Below are 18,835 nucleotides of genomic sequence, written 5' to 3'. Positions count from 1 at the left end.
TTGTTTAGCAGAAGCAATACATATCTTTTTAGTAGCATAGGCTTAATCCTGGCTATGTTTCTGGCTTATATTATCCATCAGGAAAGGTCATTAAAACCCGCTGTCGCGAAGGAAAAGTGGAAAGGAATTTCATGGGTAGGTTCAAGGAGAGCTTTAGAAGGTGGAGAAGTGGCAAACTTGTTGAAAACAGGGGCTGATGCCATTTCACAAACTCCATTTGGCTGGCAATCTGATCCCAGTAATCCTGATATCCGATGGAGAGTGGAAAGTGATGAAATGTGGTGGGGAGAGTCTTCCAGAGGTATAGCCGCCACACTTGACTCCACAAGAAAACATAATATTTTAAACGTGCTTAAACCACACCTCTGGGTGAGGGGTAGTTGGCCGGGAGAGATAGAAATGAAGGATGAAGGAGATTGGAATCTCTGGTTTGATAATTATCGTGGATTCATCCTTGATTATGCAATTTTAGCTGAAAAATTGGAGATTCCGGTCCTTTGTATTGGCACTGAACTCGAGAGAACTTCCCACCGTGAAGAAGACTGGAGAAAAGTTATTTCACAGGTGAAAAAGGTGTATTCCGGTAAATTAATTTATGCAGCGAATTTCACCGAGTTTGAGCATATAGAATTTTGGGATGAGCTGGATTTCATAGGAGTTCAGGCTTATTTCCCACTTTCGAAAAAGAAAGTTCCAGGATTGAAGGATCTGATCAAAGGTTGGGAAGAACCAAAAGAAAGGATAGAGAGAATTTCGTCTAAATTCCAAAAACCTGTGGTATTTACAGAAATTGGATATTGTAATACTCAGGATGCTGCCGTAGAACCTTGGGTGTGGCCTAGTGACAGAAGGGATGCCACCGTCTCGGAAGAAATGCAGGCGCTTTGTTATGAAGCATTTTTTGAAGCTGTCTGGCAAGAACCTTGGATGGCAGGCGCCTTCTGGTGGAAGTGGTTTCCTCATGGAGCCAGACAAGGCATAGACTTTACTCCTCAGGGAAAAACGGCAGAGGACGTCCTGCGAAAGTACTATTCTGATTAAAGAAAATCAGCCGATACTGTGACTTTTGTCATTCCTCTTTTCCTTTTTCAATTCTAATTTCAGTAAGATTTAAAAATCAAACAACAACCAAAAAAATTAGAAATCATGAAAAAGAATATGGGAAGTTTGGATCGTGGATTAAGACTTTTTGTCGCTGCAGTATTGGTAATTTTATTCTTCTCTGGACAAATTTCAGGAGTTCTGGGAATTATCGGGCTTGTCCTAGCGGGTGTTTTTATACTCACCAGTTTGGTGAGTTTCTGTCCGCTTTATGTTGCTTTGGGTCTGAAGACCTCGAAAAACTAACCCATCAATACAAGAAAAGCCTGCTCTGAAAGAAGCAGGCTTTTATCTCTTGAAATAGTAATTGTTACATTCTTAAATTCTCCATTTCCAGTTGTGGTGCAAAAGGTTGATCGTAATATCTTTTTCCCGTGGCTTTATATAATGAATTGGCGAGAGCAGCGAAAACAGGTGGAAAAAGTGGTTCTCCCAAACCAGTTGGATCTACATCACTTTCAACAAAATCGACTTTTATATTTTTAGGTGACTCCTCATGTCGGATCATCCGGTACTTATCAAAATTCCTTTTGGTAGGAGCACCATTTTCAAATGACATTTCCCCATAAAAGGCATTTCCAATGCCATCTACGATAGCCCCTTCCCCCATATTTCTAGCAGCATCAGGATTCACGACTATTCCACAATCCACTGCTGCAAACACCGATTCAACTAAAGGCTGATTGTCAACAATTTTGGTGTCAACGACTTCAGCCACATAGGAATTATGGCAGAAATAAGCAGAGACTCCTCGACTTACACCAGATTTGGGATTGTTCCAATCGGAATTTTTTCGAACTAGTTCTAAAACACCTGCATAGCGCTTAGGGTCGTAATCATTCCTTGACCCAACCGGGTTGGTCTCAGCTCGTTTTAGCAGTTCCAGCCTAAATTCGATGGGGTCTTTGCCCATTTCTTCGGCAAGTTCATCCAAGAAACTTTGTTCCGCACCTGCGATGAAATTAGACCTCGGTGCACGAAAGGCTCCAATGGTGATATTTGAAGGTATTTCCCAGGCCTCTGCTAGATAATTATCGATCGCTCCTGCTGGGAATCGATTCGCATGCAATGGAGTCTCGGGGATTCCTCCTGCTTTCACATGAAATGCTAATAGATTATTGTCCTCATCCAGAGCAGCTCTATATGTGGCCGAGTAAGTGGGTCGGTACACCCCCGCAGACATATCGTCCTCACGAGTATAAACCATTTTAATGGGTGCCTGGATTTTTTTGGAGATCAAAGCTGCCTCTACCATGTGATGACTGTATGCTCTTCTTCCAAAACCTCCACCCATTCTGGCTAGATTAATTTGAATATTTTCCTGTGGCATTTCTAATGCCTGTACTAAGGCTCCCATAATCGCTTCAGGAGCTTGGGTAGGACCATAAATTTCTACTTTGTCTGCCTTTACATCAGCAAAACAATTAATTGGCTCCATGGTATTATGTGCCAGAAAAGGAGCAGTGTAGGTTCTTTCTAAAACTTTGGCGGCTTGCGCAAAAGCCGCTTCAGGATCACCATCCCTGCGAACTACATTTCCGGGTTTTTGAATGTACTCAGCCATTTTCTGCTTATGGATAGTAGAGTTTTCTAGTCCTGCCGGAACAGTCGAAGTGATCGTAGACCCTCCTCGACCTGCCATTGGGAATGTAGTTTCAGGTGCTTCTTCCCATTCGGCTACCAGTTTTTTCTTTGCTTGCATTACTTCCCAGGTGGAATCACCTACAATGGCAATTAATTCAGGGAAAGTAGTGGTGTCAAAGAAATGCCTGGCATAATCATCCTTAAAAATGGAAACAGGAAAAACATCTTTTATTCCAGACATTCCACTCACGGAGCTTTTGTCAAAAGATTTAAGTCGCATACCAAAAGCAGGAGGATGGACAACTGCGGCATATTTCATTCCTGCCACCTTATGATCAAGAGCAAACATGGGTTTACCCGTTAAAATTTTATCTGCATCAACGTTCTTCTTGGAAGTTCCTATGATCGTAAAGTCACTGATATCCTTAAGGGTTACTTCTTCAGGAATTTCCAGCGTGGCAGCCAAAGAAGCCATTTCACCAAAATGAGCCTTTTTGCCGGAAGCCTTGTGTTCAAGATGACCAGCTGATGTAGTTATTTCTGAGACTGGAACATTCCAGCTTTGCGCAGCTGCATTAACAAGCATTGCTCTGGCGGCGGCACCTGCGGTTCTTAAAGGCGTCCATCCCTGACGAATTCCCTGGCTTCCTCCGGTGAACTGTCGGTCATATCGCTCAGGATAAAAATCAGCTTGCTCAACAAATACATTTTTCCAATCGGTATCCAGTTCCTCAGCCAAAATCATGGGCATAGATGTTTTCACATTGGACCCGAATTCAGGATTTGGAGAATAAAGTGTCACGGCTCCGTTTTCACCAATCTTGATATAGCTATTCAACTGAAACCATTCTTCAGGCATGGTAAGGATTTCCTCCTCCGTGGGTTTACATCCCACAAGCCAGCTAAAACTGAGCATCATACCTCCACCTGCCAAGGCAGATGCTTTTAGAAAGGATCTTCGATTAAGTTTGGTATCTAAAGTTTTCATGATTTTGATGGATTAGAGTTTCTGTGAAGCTGTTTTCACGGCTGCTTTAATCCGCACATAGGTACCGCAGCGACAAATATTTCCATTCATAGCATTTTCAATTTGCTCATCGCTGGGCTTAGGATTACTTTCCAGCAAAGCAGCTGCACTCATAATTTGGCCTGCCTGACAGTACCCACACTGAGGAACATCATGTTCTTTCCATGCCTGCTGAACCGGGTGGTCTCCATTCTCCGAAAGCCCTTCAATTGTTGTAATTTTAGCGTCTTGTGCCGCTGAAACAGGAAGTTGGCAGGACCTTACGGCGTTTCCGTCAAGATGGATGGTACATGCACCACACTGGGCGATTCCGCATCCGAATTTAGTGCCAACCAAATCTAGATGATCCCTTAAAACCCAAAGCATAGGGGTGTTCGGGTCTACATCGACCTGCCGGGATTTTCCGTTGATATTGAGGTTGAATTGTGCCATGTCATATTGATTTAGAATTTTAATTTAAGAATTACTTCGCACTATCGGGTTGTAATGAAAACTGTACCTGAAGAATTCTTTTGAATTTTATAGCCAATCACTTTTCTATTTGATGCGTATCTCTGACACTACTGAAAGTCAATGCCAACATTTTCCAATCGGCACCTTCTTTTTGATAAACTTCTGTCACGGTAAACTCATTTTCCACATCACTGCCTCTCACATAAGTTGTTAAAGTAATTCGATTCCAAACAACTGCAGTATTCCCAAATATTTTAATGGCTGTATCATGAACCTTAGCATTTTTGTACCAAATGCTTCCTGTTTCTATGATTTCAAGTTCTCTAGCGGTCGTCCATGTTCCACTCATGTGTACGAATTTTGCCTCTGGATGAAATAAAGGAGTGAGTTTTTCGACGTCTTTTTCGGCCATCCATTGCCATTTATCCATCGATAGTTGGTACACTTCTTTTTCTTCAGAGGATTGAGCAAAAGACCCAGTAGATGTAACAACTAGGAGAACAAGTCCAAAGAGTATTTTCTTCATAATTATTTTATTCTGTTTCAACTTTAAAGCTATATCCCGTTAATTATAAATTACTTACCGAAATTACAGGATTACCGACCATTATTACAGGAACGCCTAATTTTCCAGACACACTTTCTATTTAAGATCGAAATCCTAATACCATGGAAGAAATCATAGATCTCAAAAACGTAAATGATTACTGTAAACCTTTAAAGTTATCAAGTCTGCATCCTCTTGTCACAGTATTAGATTTATCAAAGGGAGAATGGCCGAAGAATCCTGATCCAAAGTCCGTTCGATATCACTTTTATGGAGTTTTTCTCAAGGATGGTGAGGAATGTGAACTTCGGTATGGGCGAAAGAATTATGATTTCCAGGAAGGAACCTTGGTTTTCGTAGGTCCTGAACAAGTTGTCAATATTTCTAAAATCGGTAAGCGGCCAAAAATTTCGGGTTATGCGCTCTTATTCCATCCAGAGCTTTTACTAGGAACCCATCTTGTTAAAAAAATAGGTGATTATAACTTTTTCTCCTACGAGACTTCTGAGGCCTTACATATTTCACCCAAAGAGCGGCAAATTGTTTTGGATTGCTTTCAAAAGATTGAAGATGAGCTTGCCGAACGAATAGACAAGCATAGTAAAACGGTGATTTTATCAGCAATTGAGCTGTTTTTAAATTATTGCCAGCGATTCTATGACCGACAGTTTATTACCCGAGATTCGGTCAATAGGAATGTAGTTGAGCAATTTGGCTCGGCTCTCCAAACATATATCTGGTCAGGAATGGCAAAAGAAAATGGGATTCCTTCTGTGGCTTATTTTGCTGGAAAGCTGAACCTTTCTCCTAATTATTTTGGTGATTTGGTGAAAAAGCAAACCGGAAAAAGCGCCCAAGAATTCATCCAATTGAAATTGATGGAAATTGCAAAACAAAGGATTTATGATCCCGAGCTCTCAATCGCAGAAATAGCTTATGGTTTAGGATTCCGATATCCTCAACACTTTTCCCGATTGTTCAAACAACAAGTTGGCTTGTCTCCGAAGGAGTTTCGGCAATCTTTGAATTAATTCTGAATCCAATTTTATCGTGGAGAGTAGAAATATAAAACCAAAGCTTTTGTGAAGCTCAATCTCTTAATGATTTATGAGCTTTTCCCTTTAGAATATCATCATTTCTGGAATATGGATAAATATTGAGTATTTTCACTTTCGTAAGGGAACCGTTTACCATGAAAAAAAATCAAAGAAGAGAGTTTTTAAAATCGACCGGTTTAGCTGGGCTTGGACTTGTTGGAATGCAGAGTGCTTTGGCTGCCGAGTTTGATCAACTTCCAAAACAGGCCGATAAAGCGAATCGTCGAATTTCATCTTTTAATATGTCTGGTTTCGCAGCACCTAAGCTTGAAACTGTCCGAGTAGGAATAGTTGGGCTTGGCATGCGTGGCCCAGGTGCAGTAAATCGCCTTAGTAAGATTGAAGGTGTAGAAATTAAGGCTCTTTGTGATTTACTCCCAGATCGGGTGGAAAAAGCCAAAGCTTTGCTCGAAGAGACAGATCATAGACCTGAGGGTTATTCCGGAAGTGCATATGCCTGGAAAGAAATGTGTGAGCGGGATGATTTGGATTTGATTTATATCGCTACCCCATGGGAATGGCATACCCCTATGGCAGTATATGCTATGGAAGCGGGAAAGCACGCGGCTGTGGAAGTTCCGGCAGCCAGAACCGTGGATGAATGTTGGCAGTTGGTAGAGACTTCAGAAAGAACCCAGAAGCATTGTATGCAGCTCGAGAATTGTTGTTATGATTTCTTTGAATTGATGACTTTAAAAATGGCTCGAGAGGGATTTTTCGGTGAAGTGGTTCATGTTGAAGGTGCGTATATTCATGATTTGCTTTGGCTGAATTTTGATAAAGAAAACGGTTATCAGGGCATGTGGAGGCTGAAAGAGAATTATAGAAATGGGAACCTTTATCCGACCCATGGTTTGGGGCCAATTTGCCAGATTCTAAATATTAACCGAGGAGATCAGATGGATTATCTAAGCTCTGTTTCTTCCCATGATTTCCAGATGAAAAAAGAGGCGCAGCGATTGGCTGAAGAAGATGCTTTTTGGAATGAATTTGCCGCCAAGGACTATAGAGGTAACATGAATACCACGGTAGTTAAAACCAAGCTTGGTAAAAGCATTATGATTCAGCACGATGTAACCTCCCCAAGGCCATATAGTCGACTTCATGTAGTAAGCGGTACAGAAGGCTTTGCCCAAAAGTATCCTGAGCAGAAAGTTTCACAGGGCCACAGCTGGATGGAAGAGGAAGAGATGAAAGAACTTGAGAAAGAATATACCCCGGAAATCGTTCAGAAAGTAGGAGAATTAGCAAAGGAAGTAGGTGGTCATGGAGGGATGGATTTCATGATGGATTGGAGATTGGTGGACTGCCTAAGAAATGGACTTCCTTTGGATCAGGATGTATATGATGCAGCCTTGTGGAGTGCAATAAGTCCATTAAGTGAGTGGTCGGTGGCAAATCGATCCAACTCTATCGATGTGCCTGATTTCACCGCCGGAAACTGGAAGAATAATAAACCTGTGCCTACTAGCTTGAGAGAGGATTGATTTAAATTGGATTGGCTTTAAATGCTTCTAGGATAATTGACAAAGTACATGTTCATCTTTCCTTTGTTTTTTACTTCTAATTCGCCTCGATGCTCACAGTCAAAGTCATCCTTGATTAACTGATATAGATCTTCAGAAATATTGATTCGACCAGGTGAAGAATTGGATTCCATCCTCGAGGCAATATTTACGGTATCTCCCCAGATATCATAAGCAAACTTATTGTTGCCTACCACACCAGCTACCACAGGACCGATGTGAATACCTATTCGGATATGGAACATAGGTTGCTTCGATTTGGTATGGACTTTATTTAACTCATCCACATTCCGGAGAATTTCAAATGCCGCCAAAATGATATTGGAGTGATGATCTTGACTGGGACTTGGGACCCCACCTGCAGCCATGTATGCGTCTCCGATGGTTTTAATTTTCTCTAAACCATATTTCAGCATTATCGCATCAAAAGAGCCAAAAAACTCATGCAGGGTTTCTACCAATTCATCCGGAGCCATCCTTTCTGCTATGGAAGTGAAATCCTTGATATCCACAAACATTACAGATACGGAATCATGATGTCTAGCTTTGGCCTGGCCTTTTTCTATCAGTTCATCTGCGATTTCCTTTGGTAAAATATTCAAAAGCAAAGCATCGCTTTTCTTCTTTTCCTCCTCTAACTGAGCAGTTCTTTCTTTAACCAGATTCTCCATGTTTTGATATAAAAGAGCATTCTCGATTATACTGGCAATCTGACCTGCCATGAGTCGCATGAGATTAATATTTTCCTTTTGGAAGGCATCGGGAGTTTCACTGTGGGTTAAATAAATGATCCCTGAACTCTTCGACTGGTTGATGAAAGGGATACAAAGAACTGATCTGATATTTTTTGATCTCACCACAGAATCAGAAGAGTATGGGGGAGTATTTAATGCATCGGCTACCAAGAGGGACTCTTTGGTGCCCTTCGCATAATTAATGATTGACTGGCTTACCTCATTACTTTCAGAAAGTTCCTCATGGGGGAAACTAGTGACTACCTCTGTACTAGTTTTTGCCGATACTTCCACTATCCAGCCATTACTTCCATTCACAATGAAATGTCCTTCTTGAGCACCTGAATTCTCCATTGCAAAGGTCAGCAGTTTTTCAAGCAAGGGTTCCAGTTTAATCTCACCAACCAAGGCCTCCATGGATTTTATAAGTGTCATGGTATCTATCGAACTATATTCGAATGAGGATGAGCTCCGGGTATTCGATTCCAGATTTTGAAAAATTGCTCTTTTCATATTTTTATCCTGAGTTATACCCAACAACTCCTCTACTTTTCCTATGGCCTCCATTTTTCTGGCAGAATGAATCGAATGATTTAAAAATGATTCTTTCTCCTTTTCAGATTCAGCTAGTTTACTAAAAATCTCTCCAAATAGAGTTTGATACCTGAAATTCTCTATTTCTTTTAAAATCGTCATCGATTGATCAACCTCAGACTGATCTATTTCCTCATCCCTTAAAAAGTGAAAGTAATTCTTGAGGAAGAGATAAAAGGCCTCAAAAGGATATTTATTTAGCTTACGAAGCTTATCCAAAGCCTTTAATTGGCCCTTAATAATTGATTTTAAAGAAATGCCGTTATGACTCCAGTTACCATTTTTATGTACTAAAATGGCAGCATTAAGAGCCCGATTGAATTCTTCATAGATTAAGAAAAAACCGCGTGGTTGATTCTTTGTATAGGTTTTGAAAAGCTCATAATGTTCAAAGGCCTCTTGGTTTTTACCTATCCAAAGGGCAGCATTTCCTGCATCTCCATAATAAGTATACAAGAATACTTCATTCCCTTCTTCTTTGGCTTTTAGTACTTCTTTTCCGGGGTTTTCAACCCATTCGCTAAATTTTTCTAGGGCCTTAGAATGTGACATCTGCTGGATGAGAATGGACTTTTCAATTAAAGCCATCATGCTCACCTGATTCTGGAAATTATAGAGACTTGCAAACCGTTTTGCCCTTCTGGCTGACTCCAAAATCTGGGAAATACTTTTTCCTTCGTGAAAATGGAGAGTTGCTTTGAAGAAAATGTTCCATGAGGCGTACTCCATATTTCCATATTCCACACCATTCAAAAAGCCCTCTTCAAAATATGAATAGCATTGCTCAGGTTTATCATGGATGTAAGACGCAAAAGCCACATAAACCATGTAAACTGTTGCGATATTTTTAGCCTGTCCTGAGCTTTTTGAAAGCTCCATGGCTTTTTGAATTATTTCATAGCCATTTTGTGGTTGCTTCATGGCAGTAATCAAAATCAATCCGTAGCTGGCGATGGCAGAGGGGGATTCCTGCGAAAGCCCATTTTTCAGAGTAAGCTCCAGTAATTTTAAAATGGCAAGTGGGTAGGTCTGCGGATTACTAAAAAGGAATGCCGGAAATGAAGAATAAAGGACTTTTGAAAGGGCAATGAACTCTCGGTCTTCTGTGGTTGGCAAACTCGTCAGGGAGTCAAATTTTTTCGAAGGTAATTTGATACCCATTTTTATTAACCCTAATAGAATTTGAGGTACCGAGGCTTTTTTAGGTAAGCTCATACCCACTTCTTGCAAAGCCTGGTAAGTCAGATTAACTGCTTCTTTGGGGTTATTTTGAAAAGCAAGACATCGAATTATTACCTCAAATGTTAATAAGCGATGTTCCTTCGAAGTATATTCACTGAGAATCTTTTGCTGTATTTTTTCTTTTAATTCTAAATCTTCTGAAAGAAGGGCATTTTCCAAGGATCTGATTGAAACTTTGAAGGTCTCCTCCTCTGAAAGGGTGGATTTCAAAAGCTTAATTCCCAAAAGGTCAAACTTCAGAGCCGTTTCGAAGGCAGCTGCTTCAGTGGACTGTTCACCAGCCTGAAGTAGAAGTTTTCCTATCTGATTCAAATTTGGACTTGAGGCCAGATGAGACTCACCAAGCAGGAAATGGGAACCAAGTTCAATCGCCCTTTCCCCAATCTCATTCTGATCAATTTTTTTTATTAAGATTTCGCCAATTTCATAATTGAGTCTTTTTTTATCCTCCTCATCCACCAGCGAATAAATGGCTTGCTGAATTCTTGCATGAGCAAATTTAAACGTCACATTTTGTCCATTCTCCTCATAGAATTCAGGAAGAAACTTGTAATCGTTCGTTTTTGGAAGGATAGTGCCTTCTTGGATAAGAGGCCAAAGTAAATGGTGAACTTCTGCCTCACCCATTCTACTAGCCAAAGCAAGATTATCAAGTCGAAACTCTGAACCAAAGACTGAGGCTTTCTTGATAATTTCAAGCGATTCAGTGTTAAGCGATTTTATTTTGGAAAGAAGAATGTCTAAAATATCATCACTTAAATCGGTATCATTTAAGTCATCCAGGTCCCAGATCCATTTGGAGGAAGCGTGATCAAATCGAATTAATTGTCTTTCGTAAAAAGACTCCAGCAGCTTATTGACTGCGAAAGGGTTTCCCTTGGTTTTTTTGTGAATCAAAGCGATTAGTTCACTTTTCTCGCTCACTTCTTCTCGCAAGGTTTCAGTGACTAATTTCGCGAGGTTTGTTTTGTTTAAAGGGGGCACATCAATGATTGAGGTCTGAAAATCATTGGTCTCCTTAGCAAAAACCACCGCTTCCGAAATGCACTTATGTAATGGATGGGAATCATCTACTTCATTGGACCTGAAAGTAATTAGAATCAGGATGTTGCTTAGATTTTCATTCTTCAGGATGGAAGAAAGAAGATCTATGGAAGCGTCATTGGCCCATTGAAAATCATCCAGATATAGAACAATACTCTGTTCGGTGGAGGTAATTGCCTCCAAAAAAGAATTAATAGCGAATTGGATTCTCTGCTGATTCTCTACCCCCGAAAGTGGCAAAAGATCAGCCTGGTTTCCGAGTGTGTGTTTAAGTTTTGGTGCTAACTCGACCAACACTTGACCGAAGCCGCCCAAATGTCTATCAAAGGCAGTCTTCCATTTTTTTTGATTTTCGGAGTTCGAAGTGATTAGCCAATCCGAAAACTGCTCAAAAGCACGAATAAAGCCTAAATAAGGACTTTGCCGATCCATAACATCAAAAGAGCCAGAAATAAACAAACCATTCGTGAGGCTTATCTTTTTATACAGCTCTTTGCAAAGCTCACTCTTCCCAGCTCCACTCTCTCCTCTGACTATGCAGAATTCTTTTTCCCTATGAGTCGCCCTTTCAAAAGCATCTTTCAGGGTTTTGATTTGAATTTCCCTTCCAAATAGCTTTTGAGAAACCAAAAACTTCGAGGATGCATCGACTTTTCCCGGGGCAAATTCCAGGAGTTGGTCTGCTCGGTCCAAATATTTTTTACAGAATTCAAGATCATGAATCAAACCATTTAAGGTCTGGTACCTATCTTCAGCATTTTTTGAAAGTAATTTCAAAATGATCTGGTCAAGGGCCGGAAGAATTGAGTCTCGACGTAGCGAAGGAGCCTTGGGGGTCACAGCTAGATGGGCATGAATCATCCCAACAAAATCTTCACTTTGGAATGGAGGATGGCCAGTAATCATTTCATAGAAACTGGCACCCAAACCGTATAGATCACTTCTTTGATCAATTTTGCGATTCATCCTTCCCGTTTGCTCAGGTGAGATGTAATCAGCAGTTCCTGTAATCTTTAACTTACTGTCATAGACCAGACTCTGACTGGACATACTAGTTGCGAATTCATAATCGATCAACGTAGCCTTTTTACTCTTAAGGTTGATGATGAAGTTTTTTGGATTGATATCATTATGAAGCAAGCCTTTATCATGTACTCTTGCCAGTTCTTTGCAAACTTCAATACTCAGAATAAGGAAATCTTCCAGTTCCAGACCATTTTCTGGAATCAGTTTATTCAAACTTTTACCTGGAATAAACTTTCTTACGATTACTTGTCTTCCTTCATAAATTAAAACCTGGGGATTGAGATCATGAAACGCCACTTTTTCGGTCAGCATGGCTTCATTGTAGAGACGTCCTTTTTCACCGGTGATATCGTCTTTCAAAAGGATGAAATCTCCCTTTTGGGATTTTCCCTTGAAAAGTCTTGAGCGGTTACTTTCGTAAAATAGCTCCGCTTCTTTTACGTCTATAGTCTCTACAATCTGCATTTACCGATTATGCTCAAAATGAGGGTATACATTTTCCTCAAAAAACTTCTCCAGAAAACCTCGATCTACACCTAAATCCAAATCCTTAATGGCTTCATCATAATCTTCCTTTGTTTTGATTATGTATTGTTGATCTGAGGGTTCAGCATTTGGAATCCAGCTGGTATGAAGTGTGAAGGCAAATTTCACCTCGTCATTTTTCAATTTACATATTGGTCCTTTAGCCACATCTGTGGCATCAAAAACCCAAAATTCTGAACTATATTTTGTTGGTTTAGAATCTACGGAATTACCTACCTGGACAGGACAAAATAAATAACCATCCATTTCTTCAGGGACGTTCTCGTTTCGGGTTTTTCTTTCGACAAATTGTACACCACGGAGGAAAGTGTTCCTGTCACACTGGTAATAATCCTCTGGCTCCATAGTATCCGTATTCACCCGAGTCAAACCAAATGGAAGTTCCCTTTCGGTTGCATCTTTTATTTCATGAAGACTTAATTTTCGATGCGGGTAATCTTCATAAAGTTCATACACGAACTTAGTGAGAAGATTTTTGACCGTTCCATCGCTCACAAACCAGATCTGTTTAATTTTATTTACAGGCTTTTCGGCGGACAGGATTCCTCTATAAGTATATAGGGCAACAGCCCAGGTATTTGGTCCTAAATGGTCTTCTTTGTATTTGCCAGGCTCTTCAAAAACTTTGGATTCATCCTTTAAAAGCTTCAAGTTTTCTGCATCAAATTTCCATTTTCCAAATCTACTGATGTCCATGCTTCCGACTGCAAAGAGGCTGTAATAATCCGGGTCTACCGGTTTTCCATCCAGGGCCCTTCGGTCAAAAGTTCTTACCCACTCTGCTATACATGTCGCTGCATTATGCACACCGTAAAGGGTGACGACTCCATCAGGATTGTCATAATCACAGGAATAGTGAATAGTTTCCAATGGGATAGGATGATCTAGCCTATAAGCTATGGCCTTGCCACCTTCTGGCTTCAGGTCTCTTCTTCTTATTATGTAGGTAGTGGTGAAAGGCTCCATCCTGACAGTAGCTAATCTTCTAATTAATCTCTCAATGATTTTACTTTCAGGAAATGGATTGTCAAAAAGCATATCCAGCGAAAACTTAAAAGAACAGTCCGTCAGTATGAGGTAATCTTTTGTAAGGCCCATTTGGTGCATGCACTCATAAATTGCAAGTTTGTCACCAGTCTGATCACTTAATTCCCAATGGACAAAAGAGCCAGTGCCATCCCAACGAATTAAATTCATGAAAACATCGCCTTTAGGCTCATCCTTGTCGTGAGGTTTACCGTCCACATGATGATTCAACTTGTCAAAGAAATTATCCACTTTTGCCTTTACATGTTCATCATCAGGATGATCCACAACTTCATTAGCTAAACCTTCAAGCTTTTCCTTGAAATCTGCTCGATTGTGTTTTAAGTGATGATAAGATTGCTCCAGATGAGTGTAGGCTTTTTTATTTTTTGAATAGTTAACCGTAAAAAGCTCTTGGGTTATCGGGTCAAATCCTGGATGAGCTGAGGTTTGAACTATGCCAAATGGCCAGGGAACCATGGGAGGTTCAGCAGTCATCCATTCTTTTACTTTTCCAACTGGACTTACCAGTTCAAGGGTTTTAGGATCTACCAAATAAGGGCGCCCTACATCATAGGTTGCCATCAAGCTTCCTACTTTTTGCCCTTTGAATTTTACTGGCTGAGTGGCGGTGTTTAGTTCATTTCTAGAACCAAGAACCATACTCATCCTGGTGATACCCATATTATGAAAGCCCATCAACCCATGATGTTTTGTCCCTTCCTTGGTAGCTTCATCAGCATAGTAGCAAGGAGTCTTCATGAGTTTGGTCTTGACAGTTGGGGTTTCAGGAGCTAGATTAACCTGTATCACCATCCCGTCCCCATTCATGATGGGAGAACCGTACTCGGGGTTTCTATGTCCCTTATGATTTTTAGCAGGAAAGGGGAGACCACCAGAATTTACTGTCCCAACCGGTAAAGAAATTTGACATGCGCCTAACATATCCTTGGGAAACTCACCTTCAATTACTTCTAGACGGCCTTCAATTTCATTTCTAGAAGTCTTGAGTAATGGCTCTTGATTTGGGTCTATTTCTGGCAGAGATTTAGTATTGCCAGAGAAAAGGCGCTTGAAAAAATCAATCACCTTAGAGAAAAATCTCTTCATATGTTACGAGGTGTTAAGTCAAGGAAATGGTCCATTCACTTCCTGGTCTAATATGCTAAAAAAAAAGCAGATAACATTGTTGCACCCTCTTGTGCGGTCAAGACTTAATTTTCTTCTTCTTCAATCGGTTTTTGACCGATCAGTCGCAGGGTAGCTAAAACGGGATAGTGATCCGAAAAATCCACTTCTAAGACTTCATAGTCCACCAATTCGAAATACCTGGAGTCATAAAATATATAGTCAATTCTCTTGCCCTCTTCACCAGCGAAAGTTGGGTCTGATATACCGGCTACCTGACCAGCATCTTTCCAATGAGAAGGAATACTATCATACACCATCGATTCTGGGTCAAAATTAAAATCTCCCGCGATGAATGCAGCCCTATCTAAAGAGTCAGCATAAGCGAAAATTTCTTTAACCTGAGCTAGTCTGTTTCCTTCAAATTCATGACAAAGATGAGTACCACCGAAATAAAGTTCTTCTTCTGTTTTAAGTTCGATTTTTCCCCAAGCCACGGCTCTTGTTTCGCCTCCTTCGGGATTCGATAAGTTCTGGGTTTTATTTTCCAGCCTCTTTTTCATCAAGAGCCCCTCACCATACCCTCCTCCATCATAGTCCATGGCTTTGGCAAAATAGGTACGATATCCTGTCTCTCTCATTAGCTTGTACATCATATCCACTCTTTCTTCAAAAAATTTTGAACTTCGGCCTGTCATACTATCTACCTCTTGGAGGGCGATGACTTCTGGTTGTTTTTGGATGATAAGATTTACTAGCTCGGCAAAATTGCTTGAGTCAGGTTTATTTGGATTTTCTCCATGATAAATATTAAAAGTCATCACTTTGAACTCTTGGGCCTGAGCCATAGAACTCAGACAAAAGAAAATTAAAAAAAACAGAATTGATCTCATTTTTGGTCTATCACAGCCTGGAGTTTTTTAGCTAGTTCGGCCCGCTTTTCAGGCATTTTATCAGCGAGGTTTTCAACTTCCCTTTTATCACTTAAAGTGTAAAGCTGGGGTTTTTCTGAAAAACCGGTTTCGATTTTTGGTCCCCAAGGAACTATCGCTGCTCCATTGCTGGGTGGAATATACTTAAATCCATCATTACTTACATAAGAAAGAACTCCACTGATGGCTTCCTGCACCAAACCTTCACGTCCTTCTTCGCTTTTTCCAAGCAAAACCAGGTGATGGTCTTCACTATCTGGGGCAGAATTTACGTCCGTACTTTGCCCCAACAAGGATGCAAAACTCGCGAGTAAATCGATTTGCGAGAAAATAGTCTCCTGAGTTTCCCCTTTCGGAATACCTGGCCCGAAGACTGCGAAAGGAACCCTTGTTCCAGCTTCAAAAGCTGAATACTTTCCTCCTCTGAGTCCACCTGTTGCATCATGGTCACCGATGAGCTCGAAAGCTAAGTCCACGTAACCGTCATCCCAAACCGGACCATTATCACTAGTAAAAATGATTAAGGTCGAATCGAGTTTTTTCTCTTTTTCCAAGTGGTTCAGAATCATCCCGACAGCCTCATCGAGCTGGAGAATCACATCCCCCCGTGGCCCAAATCCACTTCGGCCTTGCCACCTTTCATGTGCAATTCGAGGAACATGTATGTCATGAGTTGAGAAATACAAGAAAAAGGGTTGATTTCCAGAGTTTGAGATAAATTTCCGGGATTCTTCAACCAAGCGATCTGAAATGTCCTCATCTCGCCAAAGCGCCGATTTTCCACCAGTCATATATCCGATTCGACTGACTCCATTCACTATTGTTTGATCATGCCCATGTGAATACATGGTGGTAAGCAGTTCCGGGTTTTCTTTGCCGGTAGGCCAATCTCCAACCTTTTCTCCATAGCTCACTGTAATCGGATCTGATGGATCTAAATTCAAAACACGATCGTTTTTTACAAAAACAGTAGGTACTCGATCACCGGTAGCGGGAATAAGAAAAGCCTCATCAAAGCCAATATCCAATGGTCCCGGACTAATCACTCCATTCCAATCCGGACCATCGGCTCCTCCTAAACCTAGATGCCATTTTCCGATTACGGCTGTTTTAAATCCTGCTTCTTTAAAGACACTCGCCAATGTTTGCCTTCCTGAATCGATCAGCGCGGAAGCATTCCCTCTGGCAACTCCTCTCCCTTTGGAACGCCATGCATACTCGCCTGTAAGAAGGCTATATCTGGAAGGTGTGCAAGTGGCAGCACTGCTGTAGGCATGTGTGAAATTTATACCTTCTCCGAAGAGTTTGTCGATGTTTGGTGTGGGTATTTTGCCTCCGGCAAAAGACAAATCGCCGTAACCTAGATCATCAGTATAAATCAAAACCACATTAGGAATATTGTCCTTACCCCATTGGGCTGAAGAATCGTAGGGTTTCAAAAGAAATCCAAGAAGAAAAAATAAAGCAGAGAGATTTTTATATTGGGCCATTCAATTTTTTGGACTGACTAAATTAAGCGATTGTGAGTTTACCCAAAAAACGCAAGAATTTCAAAATCAAGATTACCGCAGTTATCCTTCTTGTAGTCATAGGAGGGTTTCTTTTGCTTAAACACTTTGTGGTTAACCAATTTGAAAAGCGGTTTGAAGAAACTATCAATTCTAATCCTGATCGTGCATACGATATTCGGTATGAATCCTTTTCTTTTGACTTGGTTAAAACTCAGGTCAAAATGGAAGGGATTACCATTATTCCCATCAATGTCGATTCCACCACTTCCAATACGATTGAAGGGAGTGTGGACCTTGCACTCTTGAATGGAGTGGGTGTGATTGACTTTTTACTCAATCAAAGCCTGACAATTGATGAACTTAGATTTGAGGCACCAAAATTCACTTTGGTACATTCTAAAAGGGAACAAGCCTCTAAAAGTTCAGGGTCATTTCAGGATCTTTTTAAGGATATTGTTTCTCGTGGTGAAATAAAAAACTTTACCCTATCGGAGGGTGAAGCCACCTTATTCATAAAAAATGATACTCTTAGGCAGATTGGGTCATTTGAAGGTTTTCAACTTGAAGCAAAGAATTTAGCCACGGATATTGAACGTCTGAATTATGCGATTCCATTCCAATTCAATGATTTGCATACTGCTTTTCGAAATCTTGAAATGGAGATAAGTGAAGGTGAGATTTTGAGGCTTGGGAATTTTGAATTTGACTATGGAAATGAACGTTTACATTTAGCAGATTTCTCCCTGACCCACGATAGAGATTGGAAGGAAGTAGCAAGGGAAGAAGAGTTTCAAAAGGACATAATCGATTTTTCCGTTCAATCAATTACACTTTCTAAAGTGAACCCACTTAGCTCTCTTTATAATTCTTTGGTGGTGATAGCTGAAAAAGTGGAAATTGATAGTTTGGTTTTGAATGATGGACGAGATAAAAATATTCCCAGGCCACCAGATGTGGTCAAGCAGAATTATGCAGCCATGCTTAAAGCGTTGGATATTCCCATAAGAATTAATAGCGTAGCTATAAAAAATTCTAAGGTTACTTATTCTGAAATCAATATTGGAAGCAGTTCTCCCGGGACTTTGGTTCTAGAAAATGTCAACTGTAAGCTTTATAATCTTTCCACGATAGATTCAATTGAGATGAAAAAACCTCTCCAAATAGAGCTTTCCGCTTTATTAAATGGAGAAGGAAAGGTTAATCTGATAGCTAAGGAAAACTATGAGACTATGTCAGTCGATGCTGAACTAACTTTAGGTCCAATGGATATGAAATCGCTGAACCAGACTCTTATCAATATGGCAGGAGTTAAGGTCAATGAAGGTAGAATTCTTGGTCTGAAAGCCCAGATGAACTGGGACCTAAAGGGTTCTAAAAACAAGTTTCAGATTGAATATGACAATCTGGAAATAGAAATATTAAAAAGTAATTCAAGGAAGGAAAATAAATTTCTTTCTACGGTCGGTAAAGCAGCATACCACAAAAGTCATATTCAGTCCGATAAGCACTATCAAGAACCAGAATATTATTCGTATCGAAATATTTATCGGGGTCCCTTTAATTTTTTATGGGTGAATGTGAAAGATGGCGTTTTTCAAACCGTACCCAGTGGGGTAGCCCGAATGTTTATTCCCAAACCTGAAAAACAAGATTGATTTATTCGAAATTTATTTTCTTTGGATGAATGCTTCGGCAAAATCGCGTGACTGAGAACTTA

12 protein-coding genes are annotated in these 18,835 nt (G+C 40.5%); 5 read left to right on the top strand and 7 right to left on the bottom strand.

Translation table 11 applies throughout. The features are described from left to right. Together QVH07_RS01030 and QVH07_RS01025 are read left to right on the top strand one after the other, a co-directional pair. Positions 1–1,041, top strand: coding sequence for a glycoside hydrolase family 113 (locus QVH07_RS01030; RefSeq protein WP_289998262.1), 1,041 nt, complete (start codon positions 1–3; stop codon positions 1,039–1,041). 105 nt (positions 1,042–1,146) lie between these two features. Continuing rightward, complete coding sequence (locus QVH07_RS01025) at positions 1,147–1,347, top strand: YgaP family membrane protein (protein WP_289998261.1); 201 nt, start codon at positions 1,147–1,149, stop codon at positions 1,345–1,347. A 64-nt stretch (positions 1,348–1,411) separates the two neighbouring features. On the opposite strand, the gene QVH07_RS01020 is transcribed toward QVH07_RS01025, so the two are convergent. The 3 genes from QVH07_RS01020 to QVH07_RS01010 form a co-directional block, all read right to left on the bottom strand. After that, positions 1,412–3,673, bottom strand: coding sequence for a molybdopterin cofactor-binding domain-containing protein (locus QVH07_RS01020; RefSeq protein WP_289998260.1), 2,262 nt, complete (start codon positions 3,671–3,673; stop codon positions 1,412–1,414). Between the two features lie 12 nt (positions 3,674–3,685). Further along, positions 3,686–4,144, bottom strand: a complete 459-nt coding sequence (locus QVH07_RS01015) for a (2Fe-2S)-binding protein (protein ID WP_289998259.1) — start codon at positions 4,142–4,144, stop codon at positions 3,686–3,688. 97 nt (positions 4,145–4,241) lie between these two features. Further along, the gene (locus QVH07_RS01010) at positions 4,242–4,691 is read right to left on the bottom strand and encodes a nuclear transport factor 2 family protein (RefSeq protein ID WP_289998258.1); all 450 of its coding nucleotides are present in this window, start codon (positions 4,689–4,691) and stop codon (positions 4,242–4,244) included. Between the two features lie 143 nt (positions 4,692–4,834). On the opposite strand from QVH07_RS01010, the gene QVH07_RS01005 reads away from it, so the two are divergent. Next, the gene (locus tag QVH07_RS01005; RefSeq protein ID WP_289998257.1) at positions 4,835–5,743 is read left to right on the top strand and encodes a helix-turn-helix domain-containing protein; all 909 of its coding nucleotides are present in this window, start codon (positions 4,835–4,837) and stop codon (positions 5,741–5,743) included. Between the two features lie 161 nt (positions 5,744–5,904). Next, positions 5,905–7,296, top strand: coding sequence for a Gfo/Idh/MocA family protein (locus QVH07_RS01000; RefSeq protein WP_289998256.1), 1,392 nt, complete (start codon positions 5,905–5,907; stop codon positions 7,294–7,296). A 17-nt stretch (positions 7,297–7,313) separates the two neighbouring features. On the opposite strand, the gene QVH07_RS00995 is transcribed toward QVH07_RS01000, so the two are convergent. The 4 genes from QVH07_RS00995 to QVH07_RS00980 form a co-directional block, all read right to left on the bottom strand. Next, the gene (locus QVH07_RS00995) at positions 7,314–12,440 is read right to left on the bottom strand and encodes an adenylate/guanylate cyclase domain-containing protein (RefSeq protein WP_289998255.1); all 5,127 of its coding nucleotides are present in this window, start codon (positions 12,438–12,440) and stop codon (positions 7,314–7,316) included. Then, positions 12,441–14,657, bottom strand: coding sequence for a carotenoid oxygenase family protein (locus tag QVH07_RS00990; protein ID WP_289998254.1), 2,217 nt, complete (start codon positions 14,655–14,657; stop codon positions 12,441–12,443). Between the two features lie 104 nt (positions 14,658–14,761). Then, the gene (locus QVH07_RS00985) at positions 14,762–15,568 is read right to left on the bottom strand and encodes an endonuclease/exonuclease/phosphatase family protein (RefSeq protein WP_289998253.1); all 807 of its coding nucleotides are present in this window, start codon (positions 15,566–15,568) and stop codon (positions 14,762–14,764) included. Next, positions 15,565–17,097 (bottom strand): sulfatase-like hydrolase/transferase, encoded by a 1,533-nt coding sequence (locus QVH07_RS00980; protein WP_289998252.1) that lies wholly within the window; start codon positions 17,095–17,097, stop codon positions 15,565–15,567. Before QVH07_RS00980 ends, QVH07_RS00985 begins: the two co-directional genes overlap by 4 nt. Before the next feature lie 32 nt (positions 17,098–17,129). Here QVH07_RS00980 and QVH07_RS00975 point away from each other — a divergent pair, with 32 nt between their 5' ends. Next, the gene (locus QVH07_RS00975) at positions 17,130–18,773 is read left to right on the top strand and encodes a DUF748 domain-containing protein (protein WP_289998251.1); all 1,644 of its coding nucleotides are present in this window, start codon (positions 17,130–17,132) and stop codon (positions 18,771–18,773) included. Positions 18,774–18,835: the final 62 nt, after the last annotated feature.

Source organism: Algoriphagus sediminis, from assembly GCF_030403435.1.
Taxonomy (GTDB): domain Bacteria; phylum Bacteroidota; class Bacteroidia; order Cytophagales; family Cyclobacteriaceae; genus Algoriphagus; species Algoriphagus sediminis.
Note: the sequence above shows the minus strand (reverse complement) of the source record. Positions and strands in the feature narration are given on the sequence as shown.

Coding starts and splice junctions, on each gene's coding strand:
- QVH07_RS00990 (WP_289998254.1), bottom strand. CDS start 14,657: ATGAAGAGATTTTTCTCTAAGGTGATTGATTTTTTCAAGCGCCTTTTC.
- QVH07_RS00980 (WP_289998252.1), bottom strand. CDS start 17,097: ATGGCCCAATATAAAAATCTCTCTGCTTTATTTTTTCTTCTTGGATTT.
- QVH07_RS01015 (WP_289998259.1), bottom strand. CDS start 4,144: ATGGCACAATTCAACCTCAATATCAACGGAAAATCCCGGCAGGTCGAT.
- QVH07_RS00985 (WP_289998253.1), bottom strand. CDS start 15,568: ATGAGATCAATTCTGTTTTTTTTAATTTTCTTTTGTCTGAGTTCTATG.
- QVH07_RS01010 (WP_289998258.1), bottom strand. CDS start 4,691: ATGAAGAAAATACTCTTTGGACTTGTTCTCCTAGTTGTTACATCTACT.
- QVH07_RS01000 (WP_289998256.1), top strand. CDS start 5,905: ATGAAAAAAAATCAAAGAAGAGAGTTTTTAAAATCGACCGGTTTAGCT.
- QVH07_RS01020 (WP_289998260.1), bottom strand. CDS start 3,673: ATGAAAACTTTAGATACCAAACTTAATCGAAGATCCTTTCTAAAAGCA.
- QVH07_RS01005 (WP_289998257.1), top strand. CDS start 4,835: ATGGAAGAAATCATAGATCTCAAAAACGTAAATGATTACTGTAAACCT.
- QVH07_RS01025 (WP_289998261.1), top strand. CDS start 1,147: ATGAAAAAGAATATGGGAAGTTTGGATCGTGGATTAAGACTTTTTGTC.
- QVH07_RS00995 (WP_289998255.1), bottom strand. CDS start 12,440: ATGCAGATTGTAGAGACTATAGACGTAAAAGAAGCGGAGCTATTTTAC.